The sequence below is a fragment of the Methylobacterium fujisawaense genome, from assembly GCF_039619325.1.
Lineage (GTDB): Bacteria > Pseudomonadota > Alphaproteobacteria > Rhizobiales > Beijerinckiaceae > Methylobacterium > Methylobacterium fujisawaense.
Genome location: NZ_CP155000.1, coordinates 592,350 through 606,052 on the forward strand (window position 1 = coordinate 592,350; position 13,703 = coordinate 606,052).

Below are 13,703 nucleotides of genomic sequence, written 5' to 3' on the forward strand. Positions count from 1 at the left end.
CTGCCTACCCGTCCATCGGCGCGCGATGACGACGGGCGGCTCGGGCCGGTCCGTCAGCCATCGGCGCGAGAAGATCACGGTTTTCGTGTCGATTCCGTCAAGAAATCGGAAGACCGATCGCAGCCGGGCCCCGTCAGGACGTCTTCACCAGCTGCAGCGCGCCCCTTTGGAGCGGCGCGGGTGACGGCGCCGCGCTGCGGGTCTGATTGCGGCCGCCGGTCTTGGCCTCGTAGAGGGCACCGTCCGCCAAGCGGTACAGGTCCGGCGGGGGCGCGCTCCGGTCGCCGCTCGGCCGCGCGGCGGCGAGCCCGATGCTCACCGTCACGACGCCTGCCCCGAGCCCGGCCGACGGGACGGGGAGCTTCGCCACCTCGGCATGGATCGTGTCGGCGACGCGTCGGGCGCCCGCCTCGTCGGTTTCGGGCAGGAGCACGGCGAACTCCTCGCCGCCGATGCGGCTGGCGAGATCCTGCGGGCGGTGCACGCTCGCCGCGAGGCAGCGCGCCAAGCTCTGCAGGATCTCGTCGCCCACCGGGTGCCCGTAGCGGTCGTTGAAGCGCTTGAAATGGTCCGCATCCACGATGAGCAGCGACAGGGGATGGCCGTCGCGCCGGGCCGCGTCCAGAGCCCGCTGGTACATGTCCTCGAAGGAGCGGCGGTTCGGCAGGCCGGTCAGGGCGTCGGTGCGCGACAAGGCGGCCATCTCGGCCCGCATCGCCTCGCGGCGGCGCAGCTCCCGCCCGAACAGGAGCGAGAGCGCGACCGTGAGGCCGCACAGCGCCAGCACGATGCCGCCGATGATCGTCGCCTTCACGACCCAATCCGCCTCCACGTCCTTCGTGGACAGGGCGACGTTCAGGATCAGCGGCAGGGTCCCGATCCGCGTGAAGGTGTAGCTCCGCTCGACGCCGTCGCGCACGGAGGTGCTGACGAAACTGCCCCGCCCGTCGCGCAGGAACCGCTTGAAGATCGAACTCTGACCGATATTCGCCCCGAGATCGGCCTCCACGTAGGGATAGCGCATCAGGCGGGTGCCGTCGCTCAGGTACAAGTTGATGGCCCCTTCCGGCCCGAGGTCGATCTCGCTGAACAGGTGCGTGAAGTAGGACAGCTTCACGGTGCCCAGAACCACGCCGCCGAAGCTGCCGTCGGGCCTGTCGATGCGGCGGCTGAACGGCAGCATCCGCTCGCCGTCGAGCCGCGACACGATCGGGCGGCCGACATGGAGGCCGAGCCCGGCGCTCGCCCGGTGGACCTGGAAGTACTCGCGATCCGCGTAGTTGCCCTTGCGGGGCGGGACGGCCGCGATGTCGGCGACGACATCGCCCTCCTCGTTCAGGATCAGCATCACGCCCATGTCGCGGGCGGTCGCGGCGCGGTCGAACAGGATGAGCTGGCGCAGGCGCGGATCGGCCTCGGCCAGGCCCGGCACCTTCAGGTTGTCGACCGCCGCGCGGATCGAGAGATCGTACATCTCGATGTTGCGCACGATGTCGCGCTCGAGGACCTGGAGGAGGTTCCGGCTGGTCTGGTCCGCGCTGTCCCAGGCGTCCCGGCGCAGATCGGCCAGCATCAGGCCGGACGTCACCACCATGCCCAACGGGGCCAGGACGCCGAGCGCGATCCAGGTGCGGGCCGATCTGAGCCAGGAACCGGCGCGCCGCAACACGTTCATCGGCCCCACACAGGCGTCGTTTCGTTGCCGGGTACTGGCATGGCGCGCCTTAACCGCGGCTTTCGCACCCGAGCGGCCGAGCCGTCACGGGCGAATTATGGGGATGACGGTCCACTTGTGATGGACGGCGCTGACCGGGCCGTCCGTAGGCCGGCCTCCGCCTCGGCGTGCGGGAAGCGCAACTCGACATGGCAGCCACCGCCCGCCGCGTCGCGGATCGCCACGGGGGCGCCGTGCAGGTCGGCGATCGCCGCCACGAGGCTCAGGCCCAGGCCGTGGCCGGGCGTCTGGCGCGCCGCCTCCGCGCGATAGAAGCGGTGGAACACCTGGCTGCGCTCCCCCGGTGGCAGCCCCGGGCCGGTATCGGCGACGGTCACGACGATCGCGGCCTCGGTCCGCTGCAATCCCACCGCGACGCGGCCGCCGGGCGGCGTGAATTTCAGGGCGTTGTCGAGGAGATTCGAGAGGGCCTCGAAGCACAGGTCGCGGTCGCCGTGGACGGGGTGCGGCCCGTCCGGCGCCGCGAGCGCGAGGTCGATGTCCTTCTCCTCGGCGAGCGGCGCGTGGAACTCGACCGCCACGGCCGCCACCTCGCCGAGATCGACCCGCGTGAACGCGCCGCGCCGCCGCCCGTCCTCCATCTCGCCGATCCGCAGGACGGCGGTGACCATGGCGAGCGTCTGGTCGATCCACACGAGCCCCTGGTCGATCGCCTCGTGGAACTCCGCGACGGTCCGGGCCTGGGACCGGGTGCGCTCGAGCCGGGCGCGCAGGCGGGTGAGCGGCGTGCGCAGGTCGTGGGCGACGGCGTCGCCGACGCTGCGGACCTCGCCCATGAGGTGCTCGATCTCGTCGAGCATCCGGTTCACGGTCCGGGTCAGCCGGTCGAACTCGTCGTCGCCCGGGCCGACCGGCAGGCGCTTGCCCAGGTCGCCGCGCATCACCTCGGTCACGGCGGCCTCGGTGGCGGCCAGGCGGCGGCGCGCGCGGCTCGTGAGCAGCAGGCCGCCCAGGGCCGAGAGCGCCAGCGTCGGCACCAGCCCGAGGCCGAGGGCGCGCAGGATCGTGGCCTTCACGCGGTCGATCTCGTCGGTGTCGTGGGCGATCACCACGGTGCTGCCGTCGGCGAGCGCCAGCGCGGCCGCCCAGATCTCGTCCTGGAGGCTCTGACCGGCGAGATCGACCGTCGCGCTCACCCGGTACGCGTCGCCGTCGCGCGCCAGCCGGGCCGGCAACGCCCCGAGATTGCCGGCCCGGCGCGTCCCGTCCGGCGCGAACAGGCCGCCGTAATGCGTGGCGTGGACATCCATCGCGATCCACGTATCGACCCGGGTCGCCGCGACGCCAGGGTCGGCCGCGGCCGCCCGGACCTCCAGCCGGAGCGTTTCGGCGAGTTCCTCCCGCAGGTAGTCGGCCGTCTGCCAGTAGACGAAGGCGAACATCGCCAGGGCGAGCAGGAGCGACCACAGGGCGATGCCGAGCGCCCAGCGGATCGCGGTGGAGCGGAACAGGTCCGCCGAGCGGAGCCGATCAACCATCGGGCGTCAGCGTGAAGCCGGTGCCGCGCACGCTGTGGATCAGGGGCGGCTCCCCGCCCGCCTCCAGCTTCCGGCGCAGGCGCCCGACATGGACGTCGATCAGGTTGGACTTGGGCGTGAACCGGTAGTTCCAGACCTCCTCGAACAGCATCGCGCGGGTCACGATCTGGCCGGGGCGGCGCATGAGATACTCCAGGAGCTTGAGTTCGCGCGGCAGCAACTCCAGGTCGCGGGCGCCGCGCCGGCCCGTGCCGGCGATCAGGTCGATCGCGAGGTTGCCCACGTGCAGGACGGTCTCGCGGCTGTCGACCGGCCGCCGCAGCAGCGCCTCGATGCGTGCGGCGAGTTCGGCCAGCGCGAAGGGCTTGGCGAGGTAGTCGTCCCCGCCGGCGCGCAGGCCCCGGATCCGCTCGTCGACGTCGCCCAGGGCGCTCAGGACCAGCGCCGGCGTCCGATCCCCGTCGCGGCGCAGATCCTGGAGGACGCTCAGGCCGTCCCGGCCGGGGAGCATCCGGTCGAGGATGATCGCGCCCCAGCCGCCGTCCCGGGCCGCCTGGGCTCCGTCCGGACCGGTCGCGGTCCAGACGACCTCGTGGCCGCGCCCGCGCAGGTCGTCGAGCACGTCCCCGGCTGTCTCCGCATCATCCTCGATCAGCAGCAGCTTCGCCACGCGCGGCCCCCGCCCCGGTTCCACGCCCCGGCGCAGGCGCGGCTGTTTCCCGGTCCCGGACCCTTGTGCCGGACTTCGCGGCGCAAATCGCCCCGCGACCGTCTGCATGAACCCGAATTTAATGGCACCGCATCGCGTTGGCCCTCTTTATTGGAATGACTCTAGCCCGTACCCGCCCGCCCCTCGGCCGCCGGACGGTGCGCTTCCGGATTCCCTCGATGCGGACTTGGTCTCGCCTTCCCTGCCCGTCCCGCCGCTTCGCGCCCGATCCGTGGACGTCGGTGCATGCCTAGGAAGCGGCGCCCGCGGCGCCTGATCAACCGCTACGCGGCGAGCCGCCTGTACGATGTCGAGACCCGGGCCTACGTCACCCTCGATCACCTCAAGGATCTGCGCAGCGCGGGCTACGAGGTCGTGGTCCGTGAGGTCGAGACCGGGCGCTTCGTGACCGAGGACGTGCTCAAGCCGGGCCTCGACGCATGAGGCGGCCGGTCGAGTCGGCTGCGGCGCTCGGCGCCGGGCGATGGGGAGGCCTGCGGTGGATCGGATGGCGCTGACCATGGACGCCTCCGACGCCGCGCGGGAGGCCGAGACCGACGCGCAGGCGCCGCATCCGGATGTGGGGCCGACCGCGGCGGCCGCTCCGGAGGTCCGGCCCGGGAAGGCCCGGCGCGGCGGCGCACGCCTGGTCTGGCTCGTCCTGATCCTCGCCGCGCTCCTGGGCGCCGGCTGGATCTCGCGCGACGCGCTGCGCGACCGGCTCGGCTTGGGGCCTGCCCAAACCGGTGACGACGCCTCGATGACGGCCTCGTCCGCCGCGAAGACGGAGGACGCGCCGGCACAATCGGACTTCGTCACCCTCGACGCGGACGGCCAGAAGCGGTCCGGCCTCGCCTTCGGGACGGCCGAGACGCGCCGGATCGTCCTGCCGGTGCGCGCCCCCGGCACCGTCGCCTTCGACGAGCGGCGCGTGACGCATCTGAAGCCGCGCACGCAGGGGCGGGTCCTGAGCCTCGCGGTCCAGCCCGGCGACCGTGTCGCGGCCGGCCAGACCCTGGCGACCCTCGACGCCGCCGGGATCCTGGACGCGCGCAACGGCCTCCAGGCCGCCCAGGCGACCCTGGGCGAGGCGCAGGCCTCCGAGCGGGCCGCGGAGATACAGCTCAAGCGCGGCCAGGAGCAGCTCAAGTTCGGCGGCGTCGCCCAGGCCGAGGTCGAGCGGCGGCAGGTCGATCTCGCCAAGGCGCGCGCGGCGGTCCAGTCCGCCCAGGCCAATGCCGACATGTACCGGGCGCAGTATCAGCGCCTCGCCCCCGCGGAGGGCGCCGCGCCCGGCACCAGCGCGGTCGTCACCCCGATCGCCGGGGTCGTGACGCAGGTCGGCGTGACCCTCGGCGAGGTCGTCGACACCGCCCGCGACGCGTTCACGGTGGCCGATCCGGCCCGCGTCGTCGTGCTGGCCAATCTCTACGGTCCCGACATCACCCGGGTGAAGGCCGGGGACGCGGCCACGGTGGACAGCCCGATCCCCGGCCAGCCGCCCTTCGAGGGCCGGGTGCGCTCCGTCAACGCCGCCCTCGATCCGGCGACCAACACCGCGCCCGCGCGGCTCGAACTCGACAATCCCGAGGACCTGCTGCGCGCCAACATGTTCGTGTCGGTCACGGTGGCCGCCGATCTCGGCCGGTCGGGCGTCACCGTCCCGGCCGCCGCGATCCAGCAGACCGAGGCGGGCCCGATCGCCTTCGTGCGCGTCGCCCCCGACCGCTTCGAACGGCGCGTCCTCACCCTCGGGATCCAGCGGGCGGACTGGGTCGAGGTGACACGCGGCGTCGCGGCCGGAGAGAGCGTCGCGACGGCGGGCAGCTTCGGCCTCAAGGCGATCCTCATGCGCAGCCTGCTCGGCTCCACGGATTGAGCACCGCGATGAAGACCTGGTTCGCCCTGATGGTGCGCCGCCGGTTCCTGGTCCTGGTGGTGGCGCTCGCGGCCGCCGCGGGCGGGATCGCCAACCTCGAGGGCCTCTCCATCGACGCGGTGCCGGACATCTCGCCCCGGCAGGTGATGGTCCTGACCCTGTCGCCGGGGCTCGGCCCCCTGGAGGTCGAGCGTCTCGTCACCTTCCCGGTGGAGAATGCCATGGCGGGCGCGCCGGGCCTCGCCAATGTGCGCTCCACGTCCCGGGCCGGGGTCTCGGCGGTCTACGCGACCTTCGACGAATCCGTATCGGTGACCGAGGCCCGGGCCGAGGTGTTCCAGCGCCTGCCGCAGGCCAAGAGCCTGATGCCGGCCGGCGTCGGAGACCCGCAGATGGGCCCGATGGCGACGGGCCTGGGCGAGATCTACCAGTTCGAGCTGCGCGGGCCGGCCTACACGCCGATGCAGCTCAAGCGCATCCTGCAATGGACGATCGCCCCGAAGCTCAAGCTGACGCCGGGCATCGCCGATGTGAACATCTACGGCGGCCAGATGCCGACCTACGAGGCCCGCATCTCCGCCGACGCCCTGCGCCGTTACGGGGTCACCCTCGCCCAGGTCTACACGGCGCTCGCCGACAACAATGCCGCGCGCGGCGGCGCCTATCTGGAGCACAACGATCAGCAGGAGGTGATCCGCGGCCTCGGCCTCGCCAAGGGCCCGCAGGACATCGCCGACGTCGTGGTGGCGACCGGCCCCGGCGGCGTCCCGGTCACGCTCGCGACGCTCGGAACCGTGCAGGAGGCACCCAAGGTCCGGCTCGGCGCCGTCACCCACGACGCCGCGGGCGAGACGGTCGTGGGCATCGCCCTCATGCGCTACGGCGAGAATGCCAGCGCGGTGGTCGAGCGGGTCAAGAAGACCATCGACGACCTGCGCCCGCAACTGCCGCCCGGGGTCGCGATCGTCCCCTATTACGACCGCAGCGCCCTCGTGGATCGCACGATCCATACGGTCGCGCACAACCTCCTTGAGGGGGCGGTGCTGGTGATCGTGGTCCTGCTGCTGCTGCTGGGCAACCTGCGGGCCGGCCTGATCGTCGCCGTCGCGATCCCGCTCGCGATGCTGATGGCGTTCGCCGGCATGCGCCTGCTCGGCCTGTCGGGCAACCTGATGAGCCTCGGCGCCATCGATTTCGGTCTGATCGTCGACGGCGCCGTGGTGATGATCGAGAACGTGCTGCGCGCGCGCGGGGAGCATCCGGACCGGCCGGCCACCGAGGTGGTGCGGGACGCCACCGCCGCCGTGGCGCGGCCGGTGATCTTCGCGGTGGCGATCATCATCCTCGTCTACGTGCCGATCCTCGCGCTGCAGGGCGTGGCCGGCAAGATGTTCGTGCCGATGGCGCTGACCGTGATCCTCGCGCTCGCCGGCGCTCTGGTCGTCACCCTCACGCTGATGCCGGCCCTGGCCGCCCTCTTCCTCGCCGGTCGCGGCGTCGGCGAGCGCGAGACGCGCCTCGTCCGGGGGATGCGCGCCGCCTACAGGCCGCTGCTGCGCGGCGCCGAGCGGCACGTGGTCCTGACCGTCGGGGTTGCGCTCGCGCTCTTCGCCGGCTCCTGCGTGCTGGCCACGCGCCTCGGCGGCGAGTTCCTGCCGAAGCTGTCGGAGGGCGCGATCGTCGTCACCTCGGAGAAGCTGCCGGGCATCGCCCTCGACGCGTCGCTGGCCACGGTCGGCCGGATCGAGCGGGTCCTGAAATCCTTCCCCGAGGTGAAGCGGGTGGTCTCCCTCACCGGCAGCGCCGAGATCCCCACCGACCCGATGGGCGTCGAATCGACCGACAGCTTCATCACCCTCGCCGACCCCGCCACCTGGACCACCGCCGCGACGCAGGACGGCCTCGTGGCCGCCTTCGACACGCGGCTGAAGGAGGAGGTGCCCGGTGTCGCCTACAGCTTCTCGCAGCCGATCCAGATGCGCATGGACGATCTGCTGGAGGGCGTGCGCGGCGACGTCGCGATCAGCCTGTACGGCGACGATCTCAAGGTCCTGAAGGACACGGCCGATGCCATCGTGCGGACGGTGTCGGGGGTCGAGGGCGCGGCGGACGTGAAGGCCGAGGCGCAGGCCGGCATGCCGGCGCTCTCGATCCAGGTCGACCGGGCCCGGGCCGCCCGTTACGGCATCACCGTGTCCGACGTGCTCGACGTCGTCGAGAGCATCGGCGGCCGCACCGCCGGCATGGTCTACGGGGACGACAACTCGATCACCGACATCGTGGTGCGCCTGGATCCCGCCGACCGCGGCGACATCGAGCGCATCCGTGCCCTGCCGGCCGGCCGCTCCGGCCAGGAGGCGGGTCGAGAGGCCGGCAGCCGGATGATGGTGCCGCTGGCGATGGTCGCCAGCGTGGAGGTCGCGACGGGACCGGCGCAGATCAGCCGGGAGCGGCTGCAGCGGCGGATCTCCGTTCAGGCGAACGTCCGGGGCCGCGACGTGCAGAGCTTCGTCGCGGCCGCCCAGGCCGCCGTGGCGCAGCAGGTCACGCTGCCGCCGCGCTACGCCCTGGTCTGGAGCGGCCAGTTCCAGAACCTGCAGGAGGCGACCGGCCGGCTGACGGTTGTCGTCCCGGCCGCGCTCGCGGCGATCCTGATCCTGCTGGTGGTGATGTTCGCCGACATCCGCATCGCCGGCCTGATCTTCCTCAACGTGCCGATGGCGGCCACCGGCGGCATCCTGGCGCTGACCCTGCGCGGGATGCCGTTCTCGATCTCGGCGGCGATCGGCTTCATCGCGACCTTCGGCATCGCGGTCCTGAACGGCGTGGTGCTCACGAGCTACATCCGGGACCTCGAGGCCACCGGCCTCGGCGCCAAGGAGGCCGCGACGCGCGCCGCCGAGATGCGGCTGCGGCCGGTGATGATGACCGCCCTGGTCGCCGCGCTCGGCTTCCTGCCGATGGCGCTCTCGACGAGCGCGGGCGCGGAGGTGCAGCGGCCGCTCGCCACCGTGGTGATCGGTGGCCTGATCTCCGCGACGCTGCTCACCCTCGTCGTGCTGCCGGCGGTCTATCCGGTGGTCGCGGGCCTGCGCCTGCCCTTCGGCGGACCCGGCCGCGCGGCGCCCGCCGCCGTCCCGGAGGCGCGGAAGCGGGCGCGGGCCGAGGCGTGAGCCCGCGCGGCCGGGTCCGCCGAAGGACGTAGCCCGCCCTCCTTCGGCCGGCGCCGCTACGTCGAAAGCGCGGTCCGGCTCCGGAGCGCGGCCGATTGTGGTCGATCCGGACGGCCCGCACGGTGGCGGCAGGCCTCAGGCAGAGGCCGCGGAGCCCCGCCATGTCCGTCCTTGGCCTCGTCGCCGAAACCGCGCGCCCGCCCCGCCTGGCCGTTCTGGTCCCGTGCTACAACGAGAGCCTGACGATCGCGCAGGTCGTCGGCGATTTCCGCGCGGCCCTCCCGACGGCGCAGATCTACGTCTACGACAACAACTCCACCGACGGGACCGCCGAGGTCGCCCGCGCCGCGGGCGCGATCGTCCGGATCGAGCCGCGCCAGGGCAAGGGCAACGTCGTCCGGCGGATGTTCGGCGACGTCGAGGCCGACATCTACATCCTGGTCGACGGGGATGGCACCTACGACGCCGCGGCGGCACCGTTCCTGGTCGGACGCGTGCTCAAGGACGACCCTCGACTTCGTCAACGGCGCCCGCGCGGAGGTCTCGCAGCAGGCCTACCGGCCGGGCCACCGCTTCGGGAACCGCGTCCTCACCGGCCTCGTCCAGGGCGTGTTCGGGCGCGAGTTCCGGGACATGCTCTCGGGCTACAAGGTCATGTCGCGCCGCTTCGTGAAGTCGTTCCCGGCGATGTCCAGCGGCTTCGAGACCGAGACCGAACTCGTGGTCCACGCGCTGGAGCTGCGCATGCCCGCCGCCGAGGTCACGACGGCCTATCAGGAGCGGCCGGCGGGATCGGTCAGCAAGCTGCGCACCTACCGGGACGGTGCGCGCATCCTGTACCTGATCCTGCGCCTGATGAAGGACGAGCGGCCGCTCCAGTTCTTCGGCGCGCTCAGCGTGGCGCTGCTGCTCGCCGCGCTCGTGCTGGTCGCGCCCGTCATCGTCACCTTCGTCGAGACCGGCCTCGTGCCGCGCCTGCCGACGGCGGTCCTGAGCCTCGGCATCGTGATCCTCAGCGTGCTGACCTTCTTCACCGGGATCGTCCTGGACCTGACGACCCGCACCCGTCAGGAGCTGAAGCGCCTGCTCTACCTCTCGGTGGCCCGGCAGCTCGATGTCCGCTGAGGCCCGGGCACCCCGCAGCGAGGCGGAGCGCTTCGCGCGCTTCTGCCTCGTCGGCGGGATCGGATTCGTCACCGATGCCGGGCTGATGGCGCTCTGCATCCACGGCTTCGGCTGCGGGCCCTTCGCCGCCCGGGCGGTGTCCTTCGCGGTGGCGGTGCTGGTCACGTTCCTGCTCAACAGGAGCCTCAGCTTCGCCGATCTGCGGGGGCGCCCGGTCCTGAGCGCCCTGGCCGGCTACCTGCTGGTGCAGGCCTTCGGCTTCGCCTGCAACATGCTGGTTTTCGCTCTGGCGATCCTCCGGCTTCCCGAGCCGTTCTCCGCCCCCCTCGCCGCCCTGGCCCTGGCCTCCGCGGTCGCCCTCGTCCTGAACTATGCGGGCGCGCGCCTCCTCGTCTTCTCCCGGGTCGGCTCCCGGGTCGACTTGTCGTCCGCCCCCGAGCTTCGATAGCGGGGCGGCGCGGCTGCCCAGGCCGCCTCCGATCCGCAGGCCGCGCCGCGATATCGGGACGGGTCCGGCCGTAGCGGACGGCCGTGTCCGGATCGCTCCCTGGACGGAGCCGGCCTCTCGGTCCGGCCGTGCTGGACCAATCCGCACCGTCGGCTTCGGCTGCCGGAAGGCGCTGGAGCCGGTTCAGCCTCGGGACGGGTCCGTTCGTTGCCCGGCGAGATCGTCTGAAGGTCTGGGCGGCGCGATCCGCGCCTGAATGCCTGACCGCGGGGGGACCGCCGCCGTGCATCCCCCGGAGGCGGCCGCTTCGCGTCTCCGCCGGCGCATGCCGTCCGTCCCGCCGCGGACGGGTCGGTTCGGCGCGCGCAGCGCCCGTCACACCGGCTTGCGCGCCGGCTGCGGCTCGCCCGGCCCGCCCGCATGGACCGCGAGCGCCACCAAGAACAGCGCGCTCAGCCAAGCCAGGCGCGCTTGGTAGCGGTCATGCGGTCCGGACAGAGCGCCGCAGGCTATCGCGTTGACGAGCAGCAGGAGGCAGATCCCGGTCCCGATCAGCATGAGGCGATCCAGACGCGCCCGGGTGTCGGCCCCGAGCCGGGGCCGCAGTGCCCAGTAGAGCGCGGTGACGGCCATCGCGGCCAAGCAGGACAGGAGGTTGACGCCGAAGGCACCCTGGAGGGTCGGGACGAGCGCGGCCTCCGGCGGGCACACGCCGGGTTGCGCGAGGCACCGGTCGAGCTTGGGGATCGTCTTCAGGATCGCGGCCGTCCTGAACTCGGCATCGTCGACGAGGAGATGCGTCCCGATCACGAACTCGGTCATGTCCACGCTGACGAGCTGCCGCAGGGCGTTGCGCGTCGAGGCCGCCGCCTGCGCGATCGGATGATGCAGGATTGCCGCGCGGACGAAGCGCCCCTCCTCGGCGCCGAGCGCCGTGCGCAGGGCGGCGGGCGCGGTGCTGAAGTTGGGACCGGGGCTCCCGCTGCCCCAGAGAAAGTCATTGTGGTCGACGAAGTGCCGGCCTGCGAAGGCGCACGCCGCGAAGGGGCGATCGGACGGCGTGCAGGTCTCGGTGAGGAGCAGACGCCCCGGCCCATCGGCGATGACGCGCGCCATCAGGTAGGGCGGCGTTCCGACCGGATGCCCGGAGACGCGTTCCGCAAGCCGGAGATAGGCCGCATTGAAGGCGAGCCCCAGGATCAGCGCGCCGCCGATCCAGAGCAGCGACGCCCTGCGGACATGTCGGTCTGCGAAGGGGACGAGCTGGCACAGCGCGATCAGGACGAGCGCGGATCCGGCCAGCAGGACGATCGTGGCATGCATCACCAGGCTGAGGGCGACAACGCCCGCATAGGCGAGGGTTTTTCCGCGGGACGCCGCTGTGTCGAAGACGAGCAGCAGGGCCGCCAGGACGAAGGTCGCCGCGAAGACGTCGGGCATCAGGAAGCCGCTGAACGCCCCGGCGGAGGTGAGCAGCGCCAAGGCCGCCAGACCGGCCAGGACCGCACCGGGCCGGTACCGCTCCCAGACGAGGTCGAGGAATGTCACGGTCAGCCAGGAGACGAGGACGGATTGGAGGACGATGATCCACCACACGCTCGCCAGGGCGGACAGGACGTAGAGCAGCAGCGCATAGACCGGGGAGCGCCCGCCCGCGATCGCGGCAAGGCCGCCCGCCGCATCCGAACTCGCGGCCGGATCGGCCATGACGGCGCCGCCGCTGCCGGCCGCCGCCGCCGAGCCGCCGAGCCGGGCGAGACCGCTGAGGATGCTCCGGCCGATGATGAAGTAGTGCTCGCTGTCGGGGAACAGGAACGGGTGGCCGTTCCAGAGGGCCGGGATCAGAAACAGGATCGTCCCCGCCGACACCAGGATCGCCAGTCGCCCGGCGCCGCGGCGTCCGGCGGGCGAGCTCTCCGCGGACGCGCGCATGCGGGCGGGGGCGGCGCCAGGGCTCAAGGGGCCGGAGCGCTCGTCGACGATGATCATCGGTCCGGTCCTCGATCCCTCTGGCGCCATCGCGGGCTGCGTCCCCACGGCACCCGGACCCTGGTCCCCGTCACGCGAGCCCAGGAGCGCGCCGCCGATCGGCAAGCGGCTTCCGAGCCGCGATCTGCCGGTCCGACGTGGCACGGGCCGTCCGGGGCGGACTATCTCTCCTTTATGGGTAGGGGCCCGGCACGGTCGTCTCGCGGAGGATGGCCGCCCGGGACCGGACGGTGACACCATCCGCAATCGGTATGGGGATACGTAATTCTGTCCGGCTGCTCGCGGGGGCCCGAGACGGCTAAGGGTTTCCCACAAGACTCTCGGGCGCCGGCGGCTTCGCCTCCGACCGCAACCGCGCTCCGGGCGTTGTGCGAGAGGCTCTACGGGATCACGCGTAGAACAGGAGCCCGGCATGTTGGACGGCGACGCCTTTGCCCACGAGATCGCGGCGCTCCTGATCGCCGACATCAAGACGTCCGGCGCACGCACGCGGGGCGAGCTCGAGGAAGCCTGCCGGGTCTCCCTCGAGAGCCTGCTCGGCGACGCCGCGGTGCCGCCCGGGATCGCCGTGCTGATGCCGATCGGGCTGGACCGGTGGCCGCGGGTGGTCGTGAAGGGGCGGCGCCTGCCGGACGTGTAGGGAGCGTGGACCGGTTCCGGCCAGCACCGTCCCGGTCCTAGCGGCCGATCACGCCCGTGCCGCCGGTCGGGCCGATCGCGTTCGGTCCGGTATTCGGGGCGGGCGTCGCGGCCTGGTTGCGCTGGATGTCCATCCGCAGCGTGTTGCTCTGGGTCGTCTGCTCCTGCCGCAGGGCGCGCAGCTGGCCGCCGGTTTCCATGGATCGGTTGGCGGCGTTGGGATTGGTCTGCTGAACCTGGGCCGATGCCGGTGTCGCGGCGATGGCGGCCAGACAGAGGCTCGTGATGATGAGGAGGCGCATGGGGAGGCTCTCGCGCTGACGGATCTTGCGGGGTCGACCCGCCGAGGGCCCGCCAAGTTCCCTCCGCCCGGCCGCGGATCGCACCGAGGCGCCTCGGCCGCCCGGAATCCGCGCCGCGCATGAGGAGCGGGCGTCCTCCGGCCCTGCGGCAGGGTTAGCCGAATCTTGCGGTCCCGCGGCATCCTTCACGGCTTGTTAAGATGTCGGGGCAAGGCTGGGGGCGCTG

At 72.4% G+C, this 13,703-nt stretch carries 11 protein-coding genes and 1 pseudogene; 7 read left to right on the plus strand and 5 right to left on the minus strand.

Translation table 11 applies throughout. The features are described 5' to 3' along the window. Positions 1-133: 133 nt before the first annotated feature. From ABC766_RS02835 to ABC766_RS02845, 3 genes are all read right to left on the minus strand, one after another. A complete protein-coding gene (locus ABC766_RS02835; protein WP_342142322.1) occupies positions 134-1,675 on the minus strand; it encodes a sensor domain-containing diguanylate cyclase in 1,542 nt (513 codons plus the stop codon). A gap of 95 nt (positions 1,676-1,770) precedes the next feature. Next, positions 1,771-3,213 carry a HAMP domain-containing sensor histidine kinase gene (locus tag ABC766_RS02840; protein WP_345821067.1) on the minus strand — a complete coding sequence of 481 codons (1,443 nt, stop codon included), beginning with the start codon at positions 3,211-3,213 and terminating at the stop codon, positions 1,771-1,773. Next, positions 3,206-3,883: a response regulator transcription factor gene (locus ABC766_RS02845; protein WP_345821068.1), complete on the minus strand. Its 678-nt coding sequence runs from the start codon at positions 3,881-3,883 to the stop codon at positions 3,206-3,208. The genes ABC766_RS02840 and ABC766_RS02845 overlap by 8 nt, the downstream gene beginning before the upstream one ends. A 285-nt stretch (positions 3,884-4,168) precedes the next feature. Here ABC766_RS02845 and ABC766_RS02850 point away from each other — a divergent pair, with 285 nt between their 5' ends. The 6 genes and pseudogenes from ABC766_RS02850 (at position 4,169) to ABC766_RS02875 (ending at position 10,547) form a co-directional block, all read left to right on the plus strand. Then, positions 4,169-4,366, plus strand: a complete 198-nt coding sequence (locus ABC766_RS02850; protein ID WP_043349771.1) for a polyhydroxyalkanoate synthesis regulator DNA-binding domain-containing protein — start codon at positions 4,169-4,171, stop codon at positions 4,364-4,366. A gap of 76 nt (positions 4,367-4,442) precedes the next feature. Next, positions 4,443-5,801, plus strand: a complete 1,359-nt coding sequence (locus tag ABC766_RS02855; RefSeq protein WP_345821069.1) for an efflux RND transporter periplasmic adaptor subunit — start codon at positions 4,443-4,445, stop codon at positions 5,799-5,801. A gap of 8 nt (positions 5,802-5,809) precedes the next feature. Beyond that, positions 5,810-8,974 carry a CusA/CzcA family heavy metal efflux RND transporter gene (locus tag ABC766_RS02860; RefSeq protein ID WP_345821070.1) on the plus strand — a complete coding sequence of 1,055 codons (3,165 nt, stop codon included), beginning with the start codon at positions 5,810-5,812 and terminating at the stop codon, positions 8,972-8,974. Between the two features lie 161 nt (positions 8,975-9,135). Further along, a pseudogene (locus tag ABC766_RS02865) lies at positions 9,136-9,423 on the plus strand (glycosyltransferase family 2 protein); the annotation flags it as partial. A 1-nt stretch (position 9,424) separates the two neighbouring features. Beyond that, entirely contained in the window at positions 9,425-10,099 is a 675-nt protein-coding gene (locus ABC766_RS02870; RefSeq protein WP_345821071.1) for a hypothetical protein, read from the plus strand. Then, the gene (locus ABC766_RS02875; RefSeq protein ID WP_345821072.1) at positions 10,089-10,547 is read left to right on the plus strand and encodes a GtrA family protein; all 459 of its coding nucleotides are present in this window, start codon (positions 10,089-10,091) and stop codon (positions 10,545-10,547) included. The genes ABC766_RS02870 and ABC766_RS02875 overlap by 11 nt, the downstream gene beginning before the upstream one ends. A 375-nt stretch (positions 10,548-10,922) precedes the next feature. Here ABC766_RS02875 and ABC766_RS02880 read toward each other — a convergent pair whose 3' ends face one another. Continuing rightward, positions 10,923-12,536, minus strand: coding sequence for a hypothetical protein (locus tag ABC766_RS02880; protein ID WP_345821073.1), 1,614 nt, complete (start codon positions 12,534-12,536; stop codon positions 10,923-10,925). 412 nt (positions 12,537-12,948) lie between these two features. Between ABC766_RS02880 and ABC766_RS02885 the strand changes: the two genes are divergently transcribed. Continuing rightward, positions 12,949-13,176 carry a hypothetical protein gene (locus ABC766_RS02885; protein ID WP_043349788.1) on the plus strand — a complete coding sequence of 76 codons (228 nt, stop codon included), beginning with the start codon at positions 12,949-12,951 and terminating at the stop codon, positions 13,174-13,176. A 37-nt stretch (positions 13,177-13,213) separates the two neighbouring features. Here the strand turns inward: ABC766_RS02885 and ABC766_RS02890 are convergent, their stop codons facing one another. Then, on the minus strand, positions 13,214-13,477 hold the full coding sequence (locus ABC766_RS02890) for a hypothetical protein (protein WP_075379904.1): 264 nt from the start codon (positions 13,475-13,477) through the stop codon (positions 13,214-13,216). Positions 13,478-13,703 lie beyond the last annotated feature (226 nt).